Raw genomic sequence first — 18531 nt, forward strand, 5'->3', positions numbered from 1 at the left:
GGAATCGATCTTCCCAAAGTATTCTTTTTGATTCATCCATTGTATGTTGACCTCCTGAATATTCTTTCAGATTAGTCTACAATAATTCTTTGCGTTTTGCACTACGCCATCTTTTGAGGCACTTACTTTTAGGATGGTGCCTGCAAGCCATAGTCCGATGGTTGGGGAAAAATATTGAAATGCCAAACCGCAAAAAATCCCGGCAACAAGAGCAATGGCTGTTGTCAGCGCCGGGTTGGCAGATTTTGCTTTTAAGGTATATGACACATTGTTACAGCCATTTTCGTAGGAGTAGGTAACCGCGGATAATCCGATTAAAATATTCTGACCAATGAGATTGAACTCCGGATCATCCACTTCTTCAGGCAGCGTCAGCGGATCGGATTGGTTCCCCCAGTAATTTAAAGACAGAGTGATCGTTTTAAATCGCTTACTCAGGGATATTTCAAAGTTTTCATTTTCCTGAGCGCCGTTCTGCCAGTGGACAATGGTCTCTTCTACGAAAAGCTGGGCCCGGACGATGTCGCTTTTTGAGCAATTGTACTTAAGCAGCAGCTTCTGAACATATTCATAGGAATCATCAATACTCTCTAAACTAAGGATAAAGAACTTTTTAAATTTCATTTATTTCCTCTTTATTTCCTTTTTTCAATTTAGTAGGAATTGTTTTCATAAATTATGATAAATTTATTATATTATAAGCCTACTCAACAATCAAAGAGTTTATTTTTTAGGAGAACACATGGGGACGGAGGTACGGCAATGAAAAAGCCGGAACTATTTATAAGGCAATCAGTTGCTTCAGATAATCGGCTGGGGGCAGATCATCATCAAGGATTCGTTCATACCGTTACTCATGTTCATTTATTTCTCCATTTCGTGTTTTATTTTGCCACCGTCAAACTGAGCGAGAAAATTTTTGCGTTTCGGTGCGAGGTTCTGTGTTTTCTCTGATTATAGCATCGGCCCTTTTAAAATGTAAATCCATTTTTTGTGATGTACCTTAACAGAGGAGCCCTTTATCGGCTTCTTGGTTTATCAAGAGCTTTTATCACCGGTCTTTTCGGAGGCTGGGATGCCGGGTTGCAGTCCCTGTTTATGTTTATGGCCATCGACTACCTCTCTGGTTTGGTGGTGGCTGGGGTTTTCAAAAAAAGTAACGCTGACAACGCCAGAATTATTGTTTTGGTGACGCCAGCGTTACTTTTTTTAAAACGACTTCAAGAGCTTTGAAATAATGCCAGAAAAACTTTGTAAGATTGGTGGCGAAGTCAGTTGGCTTCATCAGCATCACCTTCCAGATTCGAAATAATATCTAGATAGCACCCTTGAAGCCAGATTGATTAATCCGGGAATACTTCGGCAGTCATTCTGAGATAATGGGACGTCTCCTTGATTGAATCGTGACCCATATCCTCACTCTTTTGCATCATGAATTTATACAGTCGCAATAAAAAATGGATCCGGTGTCTGTGTTTGAAACAAAGTGGTCTTTTCAATTGGAATATTATATTTATATCAAACTTCAATTTTCGTAAATACACAAAACTAGAAACACTCCCGTCGATTCACTCAATCCGCATTTCCCTGAGATGCACCATCATTAGTGATGATAACTCCTCTTTGCTCATTTGCGCCTCATTATTTATCCAGCAGAGGAAAATACCTAAAGATCCCTGATTTACATACTCCAAAAATTTTGCATCTTTTTTTAGATTCAAAGCATCATATTTCCATTCAGAAGAAGAATGTATATACTGGGTTAATTTTTCCAAAAAATTAGGATCACCTTTAGGACCGAGAAACAGCTCATACCAATCATAGTCCGCTTTTATTTGTTCCACTTCCGATGACAATACCTTTAAGAACCAATCATATTTTTTCATATCGCTTTGATATGGAAATGATGATGCCACTTTCCAGAGTCGATTCAATAATTCTTGTTCAATTTCATTTGTTAGTTCATCAATATTTTCATAATGCAAATAAAATGTGCCCCTACTGATATAAGCACTTTTTGTAAGATTGGTAACTTTAATATTCGTTAAACCGTTTTTTTGGCATTGCTCGAAATATGCCTGTTTAATACTTTTAACAATGTCCATCATGTTTACTGCTCCTTGCTTTCCATCATACAGTAGTGACGATTATCAGATAAGATTATCGAGAAAAAATTATAGCTACAGTATACCATCACTTTTCTTCAAAAGAAATATATAAAAGCATAAACATCTTGTCCCAAAGTGTTCATTGAAATATGAAGGTCATCATCTATAATAAGTCTAATGTGAATCTGGAAAACAACGGTAATACACGGGAAGAAATTAAGCTAAAAAAGGAGGTTCCATTCCGAACTTTTCAGCACATAACAACATAACATAAATGGAAGGAGCAAAGAATGAATCAAAACATAATTAGTGAAGCCGCAGAAGTGCTTCGCTCAAAAATCGGCGCAACGAAAGTATTAACAGATGAATTTATCAGAGCATCATATAATCATGACATTTCATTGTACGCTTATGATTACTCAATTCCAGGAATGATAATCCTGCCGGAAAGCGTTGAGGATGTTCAGACAATTGTTGAAGAAGCCAATCGCTTACATATTCCTGTCGTGGCGATCGGAGGTAACACCTTTGGTAACGGAAATATTGAGTCCAATCAAGGGATTGTCGTTGATTTTTCAAAGATGAATAAGATTTTGGAGATTGATGAAAGTAACATGACCTTCACCGTTGAGGGAGGTGCCAATATTCATGCAGTTAATGAAACCCTGCATAAAATGGGATACTGCTATCCTACCTACCCTTTGTGCTTTGGTCCAATAACTTTTGGATCGGAAGTATCCAAGAATTCCGGCGGCGAGGTGGGGTCCATGTTTGGTCATGTAGCAAAACGTGTGATCGGCCTGGAAGCTGTTGTCGGAACCGGGGATGTGATTGTCACCGGAAGTTCTAACACCCTTAAAACAAGTCCTAATTTTATTCAGTCAAGCCTACCTGACTTGACAGGGGTGTTTATTAGCGCCGAAGGGGCCTTCGGCTTAATCACTAAAGTTACCATGCAAATGCAGGTTGTTCCAAAATATACGGCCGGTGCAGATGTTAAATTTGAACCCACCAAGGAAGGATTCAAGGCAGCCTGCGAATTTGTCAATGAACTTAGAAACTATAAGGGCTTAATTTGTAACGCTCACCTTCTGGATTGCTACAGTGGGTGGCTGGATGAACGGTTCTTCACCGGCAGTACTGATATTTCAGCTGAAGTGGAAGAAGAGGCCTTACAGCGCGCCGGCCATATTGTTTTGCTTGAATTTGAAGGCTATACATCTCAAGAGGAGTGTGATCGAAAGGTTACTGATGCGCTAAAAATTGCCGAAAGTCATAGCGGTGTTTACACCGGCACAATGATGAGTGATATCTTCGCCCGCGCTGAGCATGGGGATCTAAAACTAACAGAAATTGTCTATGCAGGTGGCTTTGTCGGTTGTATGATTATGACGAACACACCTTATGAGAAGATGCCGGAATTGTATGCGGCATGGCTAAAAAATGTCGAGGAATTAGGTTTGCCGAAACCATACACATCGATGATCGTTGCAATGGGTGATGATTGTTGCATGCCATTTTACTATCCGTGGCATCCGCGTCGCGAGCTAAGTGAGGAAGCCGAATGGAATGCTACCATGGAAAAATGGCGAGAGTTGGCTAATCGTACTTATGAAGACGCCCTTGAAACCGGATCGGTTCCTTACGCTGTTTCGAGAAAATGGAAACCCTATCTTTTGGATAAACTGGATAAAGGTTACTTAAGCTATATCCAGGGCGTAAAAAAACTGTTTGATCCTAATAACATATTTAATCCGGGCGTTTCCGTGTTTGAGGAGGCAGAACATGAATCTAACTAATAATGATATTAAGGATATGACCCAATCGATCAAAGATGGGGATATCTATAATACGGTATACAACTGCAGATGCTGTGGTTCCTGTGTGAGCACCTGGCCTAGTGGTCATCGTTGTTCTTTATCAACCCTGGCACAGGGTGTGCAAATTAACTGTCGTGGCTTAAATGGCGTCATCAAGAATATTAAAGAAGGTAAAATTGATTTTTCTTCGGAACTTGCTGATTATGTATTTCGCTGTGTATCCTGCCATGTTTGTGTCGAAAATTGCTCCGAATTTGTCAATCCGGTTGACTATATCCATGATATCCGGATGCAATTAGTTGAACGTGGTCTTGTTCCTGACAGCATTATGGAAGTGTTTAAGTCTATTGACCAGAATGGCAATGTTTGGGGCGAAAAAGAAGACAAGCGAGTTGACTGGACAACGGGTTTGAATGTTCCGCTCGCAAATGAAGGCGCCGAATTCGATTATCTGTTATTTGTTGGAGACTCTTCCGCCTATGTGCCAAGAAACCAGAAAACAGCGCAGCTATTTGTACAGATCCTAAATAAGCTGGGAATACGTTTTGCGATCTTAGGCAATGAAGAAAGAAGTTCAGGCAATGAAGCGCTAAAAATGGGTGAAGCAGGATTATTTGAAGATCTGGCAACAACCAACATGGAAAGCTTTGCAAAATACAAGGTGAAAAAAATCATTGCCCTTTCGCCTCATGGTTACGATGCTTTAAAGAACGAATATCCAAAGCTCGATCAGAATTTTGATATTGAGGTCTTACACTACACCGAATTTTTGGCAAAACTTATCGAAGAAGGCGTGTTGACGTTTACTAAAGCAGTGAATGAGACGGTAACCTACCATGACCCATGTTATTTAGGCAGACATAATCAAATATATGATCAGCCAAGAGCTATTTTAGCTGCTATTCCAGGGTTAAATCTCGTCGAGATGGATCATAATAAAGCCTATTCCATCTGCTGTGGTGGTGGTGGCGGCGGTATCTGGATGCAGCGTGGCGAAGGTGTTGTTGTTGAGCAATTACGCTACAAAGAAGCGCTTGAGACGGGTGTAGAAACACTTGTCATTGCCTGTCCAATATGCATGCAAATGTTTGAGGGTGAAAATGAGAACAACAAGACGAATCCCATCGAAATCAAGGATATTATTGAGCTGGTATTTGAGGCTCTGTAATACCCGCAAAATAAAAAAAAGGACGTGAGCAAGGTTCTCTCTGCTCCCGTCCTTTAGTAAGAAAGTGAAAATACCTATGAACATACTTATCTGTGTAAAACAGGTTCCGGATACCACCGAAATCAAGGTGGATCCCGTAACCAATACGTTGATGCGCGCCGGCGTGCCAAGCATTGTAAATCCGTTTGATGCTTGTGCACTGGAAACCGCAGCACGAATTAAAGATGAAACACCGGACACAAAGATCGTCATCGTTTCAATGGGACCGGAACAAGCGAAAGTGGCATTGACGGAATGTCTGGCAGTGGGTGCTGACCGCGCCTATCTTATTAGCGGCCGTGGCTTTGGCGGGTCAGACACACTTGCGACAAGCTATATTCTCTCCTGTGCGGTAAGAAAACTGGAAGAACTTGAAGGTAAGTTTGATATTATCTTCTGTGGCAAGCAGGCAATTGACGGCGATACCGCGCAAGTCGGTCCGGAACTTGCTGAGCACCTTGGGCTGGCACAGGTTACCTGTGCGCTGGAGGCGAAAACAAATGGTAATACCGTCCAGGTCCGACGCAAAACGGAGCGGGGCAGCGAGATCCTCGGGGTTGAAATGCCTTGTCTGATCACCATGACGAAGACGGCTTATGAGCCGCGATATGCCAGCAGTAGAAAGAAACGCGAAGTGGCAAAGCAGGAGATTCCGACCCTTGATGAAAATAGTTTTGAAATCGATCTTACCAGAGCGGGCCTGAAGGGGTCGCCGACAAAGGTCAAAAAGACGTTTACCATCCCTCAGAACAGCACCGGGGTAATCTTTCATGAGGCGACAGAACGACAAAGCACGATAAGTCTCTTTGAGCTACTGGTTAAAGGCAATATTTTGCAATTGGGGGTACGGTATGGAAATGAATAGTAGCAATTTATGGGTCTTTATCGAAACGAACGAAAAGGGACAGGCACATAATGTCGGTCTTGAACTGCTGAATCCGGGACATTCGCTTTCGCGTGCACAGGGTGATGAAGTGGTTGCGATAGTTATTGGTCAGCATACCGAAGCAGCGGTCGCATCCGCTGAGGCCTATGGATCCGATCGCATTATCATTGTCGAAGGTGAAGAATATGCCAGATATTCGACTGATGCCTTTGCATATGCATTTCATGCGTTGATTACCAAATACGCTCCGACTTCCATCCTCATTGGAGCAACGGATCTGGGACGTGATTTAGCGCCGCGCCTCGCTTGCCGATTAAAGACCGGTTTGACAGCGGACTGCACAGAGTTGGATTTTGACGAAGAAAGTGGTAACATTGCATGGACGCGTCCAGCCTTTGGCGGAAACCTGATGGCACGCATTCTATGCCCCAACCACCGACCACAAATCGGTACGGTGCGACCAGCGGTGTTTAAAAAACCAGAGCAAGACACGTCGCACAAGGCGGAGATCGTCCGCGAGGAGATCCACTTTTCGATCGAGAATATCCGTACAAAACTGATTGAGGAGATCCTCGATGCCGATAATGAAACCATCGATCTGGAGGGTGCCGAGATTATTGTTTCCGGTGGCCGTGGAGTCGGTGGACCAGATGGCTTCAAGGTCATTCAACAGCTTGCCGATGCCCTCGGCGGAACAGTCGGTGCCTCTCGTGTTGCGGTGGATTCCGGCTGGATATCCAGTGCGCATCAAGTTGGGCAGACCGGAAAGACCGTCCGTCCAAGGATCTATATCGCCTGCGGCATCTCTGGCGCCATTCAACATCTTGCAGCGATGAGTTCGTCGGATACGATCATTGCGATAAACACCGATCCAGAAGCGCCAATTTTTAAGATTGCCGATTACGGTATTGTGGGTGATCTATTTAAAGTTATTCCAGAGTTTATCGCTTTGATCGATGAACAGATTTTAACAATGGCTGTTTAAATCACAAAAAAGGTGAAGCTAGCACAATATCTTAAGGGTGACCTCTTTATTGATTGTTATTACTAATCGGTTGACTTCAGTAAATTACAACATCACAATAGGTCTGTTTGTTAATTAAAAGTTAAGCAATGAAATACCAACGTTGACATCACCAGAATTATTCTCACTTTGGTGATGCCAGCGTTTTTTAGAATGATTGCAGTGACTGGGATAACTAATTAATTGTGCCGAAGATCATTGGAAAAGAAATAACCAGAATCGTTTACTAATAATCATAAAGCGGTGTAACTTCAAAGTAATGTCAGAATAATCCTATTATCTATTTTTTTGTGTGTGAATATTTCCATTGCTTTAAAGAATAAAAACTTATTTCGAAAAAAAAGCTGCAATCGTCATAAAATGGTGTGATTCTATCTATACAAATATCGTTTTTATTTGTATATAATTATAATATTACAAAATAATAAAAAAACGAAGATTTAGTAAGCGTAGAAAACAGGAGGTGAACACTTTGAAAATATTGATACTCGGCGGTTTTTTGGGATCCGGAAAAACATCAGTGCTGTTACAACTGGCTCATTATCTGGTGGAACAATCCTCGTCTGATCAAAAGACCCGGGTGGCCATTATCGAAAATGAAATTGGACAGATTGGAATCGATGACAAGGTGCTGCGGGGAAATGGTTATGAAGTCCGGGATATTTTTTCTGGTTGTGTTTGTTGCAGTCTTAATAGCGAATTATTATCGGGAATTCGGGAAATAAAAAATTCGGTTGATCCGGAATGGCTCATCATCGAAGCCACCGGGGTGGCTTTTCCCGATAAGATTGCCGAATCTATTTTTACAGACATGGGGATTGTATCCCAGATTGTCACCATGGTTGATGCCAGTCGCTGGAAGCGTATCCGCATTCCGCTGGAAAACTTGATTGAAGGGCAGTTAAGTGATGCCAATCTGATTTTGATCAATAAAACCGATCTGGTGAATGAGTCGGAATTAGTAGCTATTGAAAACGATCTCAGAAAACTCAACTTGGGAGCAGCGTTGTACCGGATCAGCGGAATTAAGGCCATTGATGAACGATTGCTTAAGGTGATTCAGAATGGTTAAAGTCAGAAATGGTGCGCAGCTGAGCAAACGAAAAATTTATCAAATTGAAACCACCCTTCATGAAGGAGCGGTGGCCATTGCCGGGGAAACAACCGTTCGGGATAAGTCCTTCGATGCCTGCCAGATGATCATCCAAGAAGACTTTGCCTCGTTCAATGATTGGATTGCTGACTGTGGCGGGATTGTCGGCCACCTCAAAAGTTTTATTTCTTCAGTGAATCAAAAAGCGATGATCTCAACCACTGGGGATCAGGTCAGTTGTCGAATGCAGCCATTAGAGGTTGGTGCAGTGGTGCAAAATGATGGGGTTCAGATCAGCATTGCGCTGATTGTTTTTAATATTCCACAGCAGGATTTGGAAGCAAAGTTGATTGGTCTTTTTGAAAGACTTAAGAATAAATAAGAAAAGGGAGAATCATTATGACAAAGGGACACCAGCAATCCGAAAAGCAGACCTATACGGATGAACACGGAAATAAGTTTGAAATGATAGTGGTGAAGCATTTCAGCTTTGAAGAAAAGCAGTATGTTCTGGCTAGGGAACAGATCGAGCATCATCATGGTGAAGACTGTAACTGCCACAGTGATCATCACGACCATGGTCAGGCGGAATCCTCCGGCGACGACGGTTTATATGTCTTTGAATGGATCGCTGGAAATGATGACGGTGCACTGATCTCCGTCAGTGAAGAAATTCTAGCAGCGTTAGAGCCCATCTTTGAAGCGATGTAAAACAATTTCAAACAAGAAAATCAGACAACCGTATCCAGGTATTCATGTAACAAGGGTCAGTAAAAAAATATAGTAAATCAGCAATGGATATTTTTACAACAACACAGCACTATTTAACCTGTTGTGTTGTTTTCAACTTTGTAAAAAGGTAGCTTTTTTAATTTAATGTTGTTTTTGGTAAATAATGGTATACTGATAAAAAAATCATAATAAAGCTTTACAGGTGAAACAATGAATCAACTTGAGACCCTCCAAACCAATCAAAAACGCATTAGTGACCTGGTGGACATCAAAACACTTCAGGAAATCCTTGATGCCTTCACCACCACCACCGGACTGATGGCCAACATCGTGGATGTCGAAGGTATCTCCATTTTCCCGCGAAAAGGCATTAAGAAATGCTGTAAATTCTGCCGCATTATTTACAATCTGGAAGGCGGTAAAAACCGTTGCCAGGCAGCTTACAAACGAGCAGGCAAGCAGGCGGCGCTGTTCGGCGAGCCCTATATTTTCCGGTGTCCCTCCGGGCTGATTGAATGGGCAGCACCGATTATCTTAAATGCCGAACATGTAGGCACGATTATCTGTGGTCAAGTGCTGATGTGGGAGCCGGAAGAATTTTTTTGGATTGAACTGCGAAAAATGAATCAGCCGCTGACTGATGATTTTGAGGAGTTGTTTGAAGCGGTGGGGGAACTGGCCATTGTTACCGGCAACCAGGTTCAGGCCTCGGCCTATCTTTTATATGTAGTGGCCAATTACATCATGAAAGCGGGTTGGGAGAATTATGAACAGTCCCAGGAATTTGCCATGCAGCGGACACTCTATCATGCTGAAATCGAGAACCGAAAGAATCTTGAAAAAAACCATGAGCCAGTTTTAGCTAGTTTTTTGATTGATGAAGGTGAGATGCTGGCGAATCTCCAGAGTAATCAAAAAAAATCTAAGGCCTATCTGGAGGGGTTGATCTCCAGTCTGCGCTATGAAGCGCATCAGAATCTGTTGTTAATGCGGGGGAAAATGACTGAGTTACTAGTGATTCTCTCCCGGGTTGCCAGTCAGATGGGGTTGGAGGCAGATATCTTTCAAGGAATCAACAGCCAGGTCATCCTCCAGATCTATCAGACCGATTCCATTGAAAGCATCGGTGTACTCACATCCAGAGCGGTGGATGCTTATCTGGAAGCCATTGATAAGTCTGTGACTAAACCAGAAAATCCCAATATTGTTTTAATGATCGACTACATCGTGAACCACTACACAGAAAATCTGACCGTAGATGATATCGCTGATTCGGCCTGTCTCAGCACCGGCTATGCCGGCCGAATCTTCAAGGAGCAGATGGGAATGCCGATCATGGATTACGTGCTGACGGTGAGAGTTGAGAAATCCAAGAAACTGTTATTGAACCCCCACTATCAAATCCAGACCATTGCCGAATCGGTGGGATATGGAGATGCCGGGTATTTTACCAAGGTGTTTCGAAAAGCTGAAGGAATTACTCCAACCCAATTTAGAAAAGTTCATAAACGATAGGTGCAGAATATGGAAAAAATACTAATCGAATTACAGCAGGCGATTGAAAGCGGCGAAACACAGATTGCCATGGATAAAACAAAAGAAGCCCTGAATCATGGCATCCGTACCGAAAAGATTATCCAGACGGCTATCAACCCGGCTTTTAAAGATCTGGGTCAAAAAATGTTTGTCGGGGAAATCTATGTCACCGACGTACTGATGGCCTCTCGGGCAGCTCATGCTGCCATGTATGTGATGGAGCCGATTCTTTCCCGTTCAACCGGCACATCCAGAGGCATTGTAGCCATTGGCACGGTGGCCGGTGATCTCCACGATATCGGTAAAAACCTGGTGATTATGATGCTTCAGGGCAGCGGTTATACAGTGATTGATTTGGGGATTGATGTGCCGACAGAAACCTTTATCGATGCGATTCGGATGCATAAGCCCCATGTTTTGGCCTTATCGTCACTTTTAACCACCACCCTGCCGGAACTTGATAATATTATGGATGTACTGGTTGAACAGGGTCTGCGATCACAGGTAAAAGTTATTATCGGCGGTGCTCCGGTTACCGCCGAATATGCGGGCCGGATCAAGGCCGATGCCTACGCGGATGATCTGTTTGAAGCGACGGAAGCAGTAGGGGATCTGGTCAATAACCGGATTGGAAAGTATACCATTTGAAAACAGTACAGCAGCTAGTCGGCGCAATGAAGGAGTGTGCCTAGTAGTAGGCAATAAGAAACCTTGTGGAATATGAATAATCAACATACTTAGTAGTGTTAAACGCTTAATGCTAACGCTGACATCGCCAGAATTATTATTTTGGTAGATGTCAGCGTTATTTTTTTAGAATGACTTTAGCATCAGGGATAACGCATTAATGGTGATGAAGATCAATGGCAAAGAGATAATCAGAATTGTTTATGAATAACCATAAAACGGTATTGCATCAAAGTAATATCTAAATAATCCTATTATTACAATTCTAATGTCTGAATAGTACTATTTATTTAAAAAATTAAAACTCGTTATGGAGAAAAAGCTGCAATTGTCATAAAATGATGCGACTTCATCCATTTTATTATCGTTTTCATTTGGATATAATACAGATATTACAAAAACTGATTTCAATCAGTAACATAACGCTTCAGGCAATGGAGAAATCATCCTTGAAGGTCTGTAAAAAACAAATGAAAACAAGATAGGAGAAACATAAAATGATCATCATCGGAGAAAAAATCAATGGTGCAATTCCGTCTACTGCTAAGGCCATTGCCGAACGGGACGCCGAGTTTATTAAAAAACTTGCCAGAATGCAGTCCGCAGCAGGAGTTGATTATATCGATGTCTGCGCATCAGTGGAAAATGATGTGGAGCTAGAAACCATGAAATGGCTCATCGATCTCGTTCAGGAAGTGACCGATACCCCCATTGCGGTTGACAGTCCCAACGAGCTGACCTGCATTGCGGCCATGAAATACTGCAAGCGTCCGGGCTTGTTCAATTCGGTATCGATGGAAGGAGACAAGATCGATTTAGGTTTTGCCGCAATCGCTGACACCGACTGGGATTGCGTGGCGTTGTTAAACAGCGACAAGGGCATCCCCAAAACAGCTAAAGATCGGCTGGATGTTTTTGCTGATATTATGGCCAAAGCCAAAGAATATGGTATTGCCCCATCTCGACTGCATATCGATCCACTGGTGGAAATGCTTTGCACTTCCGAAGAAGGGATCGCAATGGTGACAGAAGTAATCCGGGAAATCAAGAAGCAGTACCCAAGCATCCACGTCACCGGAGCCATCAGTAACATTTCGTTTAATCTGCCAGCCAGAAAAACAGTCAATATGGGCTTTGCGGTGATGGCCATGATGGCTGGTCTGGACAGTGGTATTCTGGACCCGACCGACCGGGATCTGATGGGCATCATTTTTGCTACTGAGGCATTGATGGGTGAAGATGAATATTGCGTGGAATATATCCGGGCTTATCGACAGGGTATTCATGGGCCGGTAAAAAAATAACAAAACAGTGTAAAAGTGTTAATCACACATTTATATAAAATCGATTATAATAGGAGGAAAAAAAATGTCAAAAATTCAAGAAGTAAAAGAATTGGTGGAAGCAGGCAAGTCCAAGAAGATTGCGGTAGCAGTGCAGGAAGCATTGGATGCTGGCGGCCAGCCGGGTGAAATTCTTCAGGCCATGGTGGATTCCATGAGTGTGGTCGGGGACAAGTTCTCCGCCGGTGAAATTTTCGTGCCGGAAATGTTAATTGCCGCCAAAGCGATGTCCAAAGGGGTAGATGTCCTAAAACCGCTGATGACCGGGGATAATTCAGCCTCATTGGGAACCTGCGTAATCGGAACCGTCGCCGGCGATCTCCATGATATCGGCAAGAATCTGGTTTCGATGATGATTGAAAGTGCCGGCTTTACCGTGGTGGATCTGGGCGTGGATGTTTCCGCCGAAAAATTTGTGGCAGCCATCAAGGAGAATGAAAACGTTACTTTGGTAGCCTGTTCAGGACTGCTCACCACGACCATGCCGGCGCTAAAAGAAGCCGTTGCCACCATTAAAGCCAGCGGACTGACTGGATTTAAGGTGATCGTTGGCGGCGCACCGGTAACACCGGAATTTGCCGCCGAAATTGGTGCCGATGGGTATGCAGCGGATGCTGGCAGTGCGTCGGTTAAAGCCAAAGAACTGGTTAAGTAAGAAATAAATTGATAAGAACTAAAAATCAAAGGAGAAAAAATAGATGAATCAGAGAGAGAATTTTTTTGCAATGTTGGAAGGAAAAAAGCCAGAGTTTATACCGAATATGATGGAACTATATAAAATCTGCATTTTGGGAGCTGAACGGGCAGATGAACCGATTGTAAGTGGACGGGATGTGTTTGGTGTCAATTGGATCGTTACAAAAGAAGGGGCGATGCCAGAACCAAATAATTTTATGTTCGAAGATATTGCTGACTGGAAAGAACACGTCCATTTTCCAGATGTAGATTCGTTGGGGATTGAAGAAGCGGCAAAAATTGAAATGACGGATGTGAATCGGGATGACGTCATCGTCAATGTATATAGTCCATGCGGACTATTTGAGCGACTGGCTGCTTTTATGGGATTTGAAAATACCCTTTGTTCATTGGTTGAAGATCCCGACTCCTGCCGGGAATTTTTTGAAGCCTTTGCTGATTATAAAATTGCCTGCTTTAATCGGTATATTGATACTTATCAGCCGGATGTGATCACCTATTTAGATGATCTGGCCACCGCCAACGGTTTGTTTATGTCCCCAGCTGTTTATCGTTCAGTCATTAAACCGGCTCATCAGCGAATTGTTGATGCGGTGACTTCAAGAGGTGTGATTTTTGCCCAGCATACCTGTGGAAAATGTGAAAAACTTATGGAAGATTACGTTGAAATGGGAGTTAAAATATGGAGCTCGGCACAGATCATCAATGATCTGGAAGGGGTCATGGAAAAATATCAGGGACGCCTGATTGTTGAAGGTGGATGGGATACTTCAGGTCCAGCAAGCTATATTGGTGCTTCAACCGAAGAAGTTATTGCTGAGACCATTCGCTGTGCTAAACAATATGGTAAATACGGCAATTTCATTCTAATGCCATCTTTGTTGACTGAAAATGGGAATTCTTTATTAGTTGGTGATCCTCGACTGGGCCCAATGATCGAAGCTTGGCATGAAGTGGATAAACTCTAATCAGATCAGGTAAACAAAATATAAGAAGCTGTCAAAATTGGTTTAGTAGGTGGTATCATGGGTTTTCTGATCAGTTTTTTATTAAACTGGTTACTGGTCTCGTTGCCGGAAACGGTCCTGGCTAACAGCCTTGGTAACGGCATCAGCGGGTTTATGGGCGGTTTTGTCGGACTGCTGATGTATTTAAAACAATCTCAAAATAAAAAAGTCTAAAAATACGGCAGAACTATTTTAGCAACACAGCATGTAAACTGCTGTGTTGTTTTTGTCTGTCGGTATTGAAAAATGAAAGGAAAAGGAAATGGATCGTAAAAATCAACAAAACAGTGGAGATTATCAGAACAAGTTGAAAATTGGCATGACTGGAAAAATATCTTTACTGGTGATCACTTTTTCGGCCATTAGCATTTCGATTATGGGGATTACCGCTTATCTAGTCGCTCAAAACATATTTTCTGCACTCCTAGGAGAAAATACTGCTCAAGCATTACATTCAATGGGGTTAACAATGGGGTTAGTCGTTTTTGCATTTATCATGACTAGTATTCCCCTCGCAGTCATTTTTAGCAGAATCATGACAAAACCGATTATTAAGCTAAACGAGGTATTCAGAAGTATGGCTCGTGGGGAAGTTGATTTTGAGTTGCAGCTTTTAAAAGAATTTAAAAAAAAATCGGATGATGAACTGGGACAAATGATGGAATCCTTCATTGAGATGGTGGAAAACAAGAAACATCTGGCGGTGGTTGCTGATCACATCGCCAAAGGTGATTTGACCATATCAATCAAGCCACAGTCAGAAAAGGATGTGCTGTCTCATTCTTTGGGAGAGATTGTTTCACAACTGAATCTTTTGAACGCTGAAATAGAAAAAACCGGAAGGGAAGTCGTTTTTCATGGACATTTTGACTTTAAAGGCAATCCGGATATGCTTTCAGGATCATACAAACAGTTAGTTTCAGGTTTCAATATGGTATTAGGTGGCCTCATTCAACCACTTCAAATGGCCAGTCAATACATCAATGACATTGGCGCTGGTAAGATCCCCGCAAAAATTATAGACACCTATTCGGGTGACTTCAATGTTCTCAAAGACAGCATCAACGCCTGCATCGATGGTTTGGGGGCTTTGACAGAGGGGAACGATGTACTTGCCTGTATCAGTAAAAATGATTTAACCAGAAAAGTTGAGGGAAATTATTGCGGCATTTATGGAAGCATTGCTGAATCCATTAATCGGGTTGCTGTGGGATTTAATGAGATCGTAAAAGTGAGCAATAACATTGCACAAGGGGAATTGAGTGATCTTAATGGTCTGAAAAAATTTGGCAAGCAGAGTGAACAAGATACGCTAATACCAAGTCAGATTGCTATGATCGAAACGATTCTGCTGCTGATTAAGGAAACCGAATTGATGACAGCAAATGCCATTGCCGGCAACTTGGAAAAACGCGGTGATACAACCTTATTTAAGGGTGAATATGCCAAGGTAATTAAAGGGTTCAACGAAACATTGGATGCAGTCATTGCGCCAACCACCGAAGCATTGAATACATTGACGGAATTAGCACGAGGAAATTTACAAACTGCCATGGTTGGCGAATATTCCGGCGGTCATGCTGAAATGAAAGAAGCATTGAACAAAACGATAAAATTCCTGAAACGCTATGTTGATCAAATTACCCATTCGCTAATGGAAATTCAGCAGAGAAATTTAAATCATGAGATCACATCGTTTTATCAAGGGGACTTTTTTGAAATTAAAACGGCCCTTAATGATATTACCACAGAGCTAAGTGTTTCGATGACCGATATCCATAATGCCGCAGAGCAAGTCGAAAGTGGTGCGCAACAGATATCCAGTGGCGGACAGGCATTAGCCCAAGGGGCAACCGAGCAGGCCAGTGCTATTGAGGAATTGACTGCGTCCATTGAAGAAGTGGCTGAAGAAACGAAGAAGAATGTTGTTAAGGCCAACCATGCAAATGAAATAACAGCTCGGGTTCAGGAAAATGTCGAAATCGGAAATAGTCAGATGAAAACGATGATCAACGCTATGGGAGACATCAATATGTCTTCTCAGAATATTTCAAAAATCATTAAAGTGATCGATGATATTGCATTTCAAACGAATATGTTGGCTCTTAATGCAGCGGTGGAAGCGGCCAGGGCTGGACAACATGGGAAAGGATTTGCTGTGGTCGCGGAAGAGGTGCGGACATTAGCGGCTCGCAGTGCCGAGGCAGCGAAGGAAACCACTGGTTTGATTGAAGGCTCCATTGAAAAGGTAATGATAGGTACGAAAATTGCCGATCAGACCGCGACCAGTCTGAATGAGATTCTGAATCAAATTGAAGAGGCAACGGATATTGTTGGACAGATCGCTACGGCATCCAGTGAACAGGCTTCAGCCATCGCTCAGATAACTCAGGGAATCGAGCAGGTTTCACAGGTGGTTCAAACCAATTCGGCCACGGCTCAGGAAAGTGCGGCCGCCAGCGAAGAGCTGACCAGTCAGGCAGAAGTGCTTAAACACAAGGTCAATTCATTTATCCTCAAGGATCAGGATATAATAGGAATTGGAATGAAAAAATCAGAAATCATGATTAAAAAGAATTTTAAACCGTTGGACGAGCCAAGAATTAATCTTGACAGTGCCGAAATTGACAAGTATTAATCAAGCATAGAATTAGCTAAATTCATTTTTTTCCCGCAAGGGCATTAAGAAAGGCTGCAAATTCTGCCTGGATCATCTATAGTCTGGAGGGCGGGAAGAACCGCTGTCAAGCAGCTTACAAACGAGCTGACAACCAGGCGGGTGTCCGTTACCTACAATTGTTTAGCGGCCATCCGTTTTTTAGGTACAATTTTTCAGTTGGTGGCTAAACAGATGAGTTCAAAAGAAAGGTTAAGGTGCAACAGATCATCGCAATTTTTCAAGTCTGTTTCGCCGATTTCTTTAATCCGTTCCAATCGGTAAACAATGGTGGCACGGTGGATAAACAAATCTTTGGCGGTCTGAACGGCATTACGATTATTTTTGAGAAAAATTTGAAGGGTGTGGACATAGTCGGTATGGTTCTTTAAATCATAAGCCTGAAGTTGTAATAAAATCGGGGAAGACAGCAAGCGGCCAGGCAATTCTGCAGTGATTTGATTGAACATATAAGGTAACACCGTGTCACAGAATTTATGAGTCCATTTAGTGGGATGAATTCGGGTTCCGACTTCTAGAGCAATTTCGGACTCGCGAAAATATTCTTTGAGAAGATTCAGACCTTCAAAATAATTGCTGAAGCCAACTCTGAAATTACCTTCCTTGACCATCCGATTGAATCTTATAAAATATGCTTCCCGGGGCTCGTCAAGATGATCCATGTTGATGATGACCCGAATACTCTGGTCATGTGAAAAGGCAAAGGTTTGCCTGAAATCCTGCATGATTACATTACAAAAATAGGTGGTCGTGGTATGATAAATATCCTGACTGCTGGGCTGGATATGGACAACGCAATAGGTGTTGTTTGGACGCCAACCCATTTGTTGCACTTCTTTTTCAAAAGCAGTTTGGTTATAAGCGTTTCCCGACAGGATATTTTGAAGCAGGGTCGCCAATTGACTATTTTTACTGCGATGAAAGGTGGAAAGATAGTCAGAATTCTGAACCAGATAATGAGATAAATACTCTAAAATCTGGGTGTCGCTGTCGTTGAATGGCTGGGCAGTTTCGAGGACAGTGATCCGAAAAAGAAAGGTGTCGTTGAGAAAAATGTTTTTACAAAGGGTTCGAAAAGGCAGCACGTCCGAAGGATAGATAAAGACATTTTTTTCGTTTTTAATTTCGTTGTAGACTGTGTCGTTTTTAAATAAATTCACCTGTTCAATGGGAAGTCGTCCGGATGAATCAAGATGTAATTCCAGAGAGTCGTACAATCCATTCAAAGTGGAATGGGCAATCATATAGAAGTCGGTGTTCATAATTGATATGCCGTTTCCAAAGATGTGTTCAGAAATATCCACCAGCTGCTGCAAAGAGTTCTTATCGCGAATACAGGTCTGCAGATTTGAATCCCATCGCTCATAGATATCGTAAATCTCATGAATTGCATTGCTCAGCACAAAGATGTCAGTGGTAGCCGCGATGACAAGGAGATCCAGGTCATCGTTGAAGCAGTTTGGGGGGGGATCACCGATGCAGATCAAGGCTGAGGCCGGCATAAACGTGAGGTCGGGTGACAGTTTTTCAGCCGCTGCTATATATAATGTGTGGGACACCAAACAGCTCTGACCGGCAAAAAAAACTGGATGTGGTAAGTGGAGTAAAGATCCTGAGATACCAATGTTGACATCTTTTACAAGAGATGCCAGTTGTTCTTTGAGTAGTGATAAAGATAAATTCATAGTTTTTCACCTCCTTATACAAAGTGTATA

General features: G+C 42.4%; 19 protein-coding genes. 16 read left to right on the forward strand and 3 right to left on the reverse strand.

Annotation, left to right across the window (positions count from 1 at the left end; translation table 11 throughout):
* Positions 1-66: 66 nt before the first annotated feature.
* A complete protein-coding gene (locus FZC40_RS10370; RefSeq protein ID WP_148604029.1) occupies positions 67-624 on the reverse strand; it encodes a hypothetical protein in 558 nt (185 codons plus the stop codon).
* A gap of 138 nt (positions 625-762) precedes the next feature.
* Here FZC40_RS10370 and FZC40_RS10375 point away from each other — a divergent pair, with 138 nt between their 5' ends.
* Positions 763-954 (forward strand): hypothetical protein, encoded by a 192-nt coding sequence (locus FZC40_RS10375; protein ID WP_148604031.1) that lies wholly within the window; start codon positions 763-765, stop codon positions 952-954.
* Between the two features lie 42 nt (positions 955-996).
* Entirely contained in the window at positions 997-1233 is a 237-nt protein-coding gene (locus FZC40_RS10380) for a phage holin family protein (protein ID WP_148604034.1), read from the forward strand.
* 335 nt (positions 1234-1568) lie between these two features.
* Here the strand turns inward: FZC40_RS10380 and FZC40_RS10385 are convergent, their stop codons facing one another.
* On the reverse strand, positions 1569-2108 hold the full coding sequence (locus tag FZC40_RS10385) for a TetR/AcrR family transcriptional regulator (RefSeq protein ID WP_148604036.1): 540 nt from the start codon (positions 2106-2108) through the stop codon (positions 1569-1571).
* 290 nt (positions 2109-2398) lie between these two features.
* On the opposite strand from FZC40_RS10385, the gene FZC40_RS10390 reads away from it, so the two are divergent.
* The 14 genes from FZC40_RS10390 to FZC40_RS10450 all read left to right on the forward strand — a co-directional run bounded on the left by FZC40_RS10390 (position 2399) and on the right by FZC40_RS10450 (position 16777).
* The gene (locus FZC40_RS10390; protein WP_148604038.1) at positions 2399-3907 is read left to right on the forward strand and encodes an FAD-binding oxidoreductase; all 1509 of its coding nucleotides are present in this window, start codon (positions 2399-2401) and stop codon (positions 3905-3907) included.
* Positions 3894-5096: a (Fe-S)-binding protein gene (locus FZC40_RS10395; RefSeq protein WP_148604040.1), complete on the forward strand. Its 1203-nt coding sequence runs from the start codon at positions 3894-3896 to the stop codon at positions 5094-5096. The genes FZC40_RS10390 and FZC40_RS10395 overlap by 14 nt, the downstream gene beginning before the upstream one ends.
* Before the next feature lie 76 nt (positions 5097-5172).
* Entirely contained in the window at positions 5173-6000 is an 828-nt protein-coding gene (locus tag FZC40_RS10400) for an electron transfer flavoprotein subunit beta/FixA family protein (RefSeq protein WP_148604042.1), read from the forward strand.
* Positions 5987-7006: an electron transfer flavoprotein subunit alpha/FixB family protein gene (locus FZC40_RS10405; protein ID WP_148604044.1), complete on the forward strand. Its 1020-nt coding sequence runs from the start codon at positions 5987-5989 to the stop codon at positions 7004-7006. Before FZC40_RS10400 ends, FZC40_RS10405 begins: the two co-directional genes overlap by 14 nt.
* Positions 7007-7517: 511 nt before the next feature.
* Positions 7518-8117, forward strand: a complete 600-nt coding sequence (locus FZC40_RS10410; RefSeq protein ID WP_148604047.1) for a GTP-binding protein — start codon at positions 7518-7520, stop codon at positions 8115-8117.
* Positions 8110-8520 (forward strand): hypothetical protein, encoded by a 411-nt coding sequence (locus tag FZC40_RS10415; protein WP_148604049.1) that lies wholly within the window; start codon positions 8110-8112, stop codon positions 8518-8520. Before FZC40_RS10410 ends, FZC40_RS10415 begins: the two co-directional genes overlap by 8 nt.
* Positions 8521-8537: 17 nt before the next feature.
* Positions 8538-8849 (forward strand): DUF1292 domain-containing protein, encoded by a 312-nt coding sequence (locus FZC40_RS10420; RefSeq protein WP_148604051.1) that lies wholly within the window; start codon positions 8538-8540, stop codon positions 8847-8849.
* A 231-nt stretch (positions 8850-9080) separates the two neighbouring features.
* Positions 9081-10385: a PocR ligand-binding domain-containing protein gene (locus tag FZC40_RS10425; protein WP_148604054.1), complete on the forward strand. Its 1305-nt coding sequence runs from the start codon at positions 9081-9083 to the stop codon at positions 10383-10385.
* 9 nt (positions 10386-10394) lie between these two features.
* A complete protein-coding gene (locus FZC40_RS10430) occupies positions 10395-11054 on the forward strand; it encodes a cobalamin B12-binding domain-containing protein (RefSeq protein ID WP_148604056.1) in 660 nt (219 codons plus the stop codon).
* 536 nt (positions 11055-11590) lie between these two features.
* Entirely contained in the window at positions 11591-12397 is an 807-nt protein-coding gene (locus tag FZC40_RS10435; RefSeq protein WP_148604058.1) for a methyltetrahydrofolate cobalamin methyltransferase, read from the forward strand.
* 64 nt (positions 12398-12461) lie between these two features.
* Positions 12462-13091 (forward strand): corrinoid protein, encoded by a 630-nt coding sequence (locus FZC40_RS10440; protein ID WP_148604061.1) that lies wholly within the window; start codon positions 12462-12464, stop codon positions 13089-13091.
* A gap of 43 nt (positions 13092-13134) precedes the next feature.
* Entirely contained in the window at positions 13135-14100 is a 966-nt protein-coding gene (locus FZC40_RS10445; protein ID WP_148604063.1) for a uroporphyrinogen decarboxylase family protein, read from the forward strand.
* 57 nt (positions 14101-14157) lie between these two features.
* The gene (locus FZC40_RS17140; protein WP_186843774.1) at positions 14158-14313 is read left to right on the forward strand and encodes a hypothetical protein; all 156 of its coding nucleotides are present in this window, start codon (positions 14158-14160) and stop codon (positions 14311-14313) included.
* An 88-nt stretch (positions 14314-14401) separates the two neighbouring features.
* Positions 14402-16777, forward strand: a complete 2376-nt coding sequence (locus tag FZC40_RS10450) for a methyl-accepting chemotaxis protein (protein ID WP_148604065.1) — start codon at positions 14402-14404, stop codon at positions 16775-16777.
* 194 nt (positions 16778-16971) lie between these two features.
* On the opposite strand, the gene FZC40_RS10455 is transcribed toward FZC40_RS10450, so the two are convergent.
* On the reverse strand, positions 16972-18501 hold the full coding sequence (locus FZC40_RS10455; RefSeq protein WP_148604067.1) for a PucR family transcriptional regulator: 1530 nt from the start codon (positions 18499-18501) through the stop codon (positions 16972-16974).
* Positions 18502-18531: the final 30 nt, after the last annotated feature.

Origin of the sequence: Acetobacterium tundrae, from assembly GCF_008086615.1 — a bacterium.
GTDB lineage: Bacteria > Bacillota > Clostridia > Eubacteriales > Eubacteriaceae > Acetobacterium > Acetobacterium tundrae.

Coding starts and splice junctions, on each gene's coding strand:
- FZC40_RS10370 (WP_148604029.1), bottom strand. CDS start 624: ATGAAATTTAAAAAGTTCTTTATCCTTAGTTTAGAGAGTATTGATGAT.
- FZC40_RS10375 (WP_148604031.1), top strand. CDS start 763: ATGAAAAAGCCGGAACTATTTATAAGGCAATCAGTTGCTTCAGATAAT.
- FZC40_RS10380 (WP_148604034.1), top strand. CDS start 997: ATGTACCTTAACAGAGGAGCCCTTTATCGGCTTCTTGGTTTATCAAGA.
- FZC40_RS10385 (WP_148604036.1), bottom strand. CDS start 2,108: ATGATGGACATTGTTAAAAGTATTAAACAGGCATATTTCGAGCAATGC.
- FZC40_RS10390 (WP_148604038.1), top strand. CDS start 2,399: ATGAATCAAAACATAATTAGTGAAGCCGCAGAAGTGCTTCGCTCAAAA.
- FZC40_RS10395 (WP_148604040.1), top strand. CDS start 3,894: ATGAATCTAACTAATAATGATATTAAGGATATGACCCAATCGATCAAA.
- FZC40_RS10400 (WP_148604042.1), top strand. CDS start 5,173: ATGAACATACTTATCTGTGTAAAACAGGTTCCGGATACCACCGAAATC.
- FZC40_RS10405 (WP_148604044.1), top strand. CDS start 5,987: ATGGAAATGAATAGTAGCAATTTATGGGTCTTTATCGAAACGAACGAA.
- FZC40_RS10415 (WP_148604049.1), top strand. CDS start 8,110: ATGGTTAAAGTCAGAAATGGTGCGCAGCTGAGCAAACGAAAAATTTAT.
- FZC40_RS10420 (WP_148604051.1), top strand. CDS start 8,538: ATGACAAAGGGACACCAGCAATCCGAAAAGCAGACCTATACGGATGAA.
- FZC40_RS10425 (WP_148604054.1), top strand. CDS start 9,081: ATGAATCAACTTGAGACCCTCCAAACCAATCAAAAACGCATTAGTGAC.
- FZC40_RS10430 (WP_148604056.1), top strand. CDS start 10,395: ATGGAAAAAATACTAATCGAATTACAGCAGGCGATTGAAAGCGGCGAA.
- FZC40_RS10435 (WP_148604058.1), top strand. CDS start 11,591: ATGATCATCATCGGAGAAAAAATCAATGGTGCAATTCCGTCTACTGCT.
- FZC40_RS10440 (WP_148604061.1), top strand. CDS start 12,462: ATGTCAAAAATTCAAGAAGTAAAAGAATTGGTGGAAGCAGGCAAGTCC.
- FZC40_RS10445 (WP_148604063.1), top strand. CDS start 13,135: ATGAATCAGAGAGAGAATTTTTTTGCAATGTTGGAAGGAAAAAAGCCA.
- FZC40_RS17140 (WP_186843774.1), top strand. CDS start 14,158: ATGGGTTTTCTGATCAGTTTTTTATTAAACTGGTTACTGGTCTCGTTG.
- FZC40_RS10450 (WP_148604065.1), top strand. CDS start 14,402: ATGGATCGTAAAAATCAACAAAACAGTGGAGATTATCAGAACAAGTTG.
- FZC40_RS10455 (WP_148604067.1), bottom strand. CDS start 18,501: ATGAATTTATCTTTATCACTACTCAAAGAACAACTGGCATCTCTTGTA.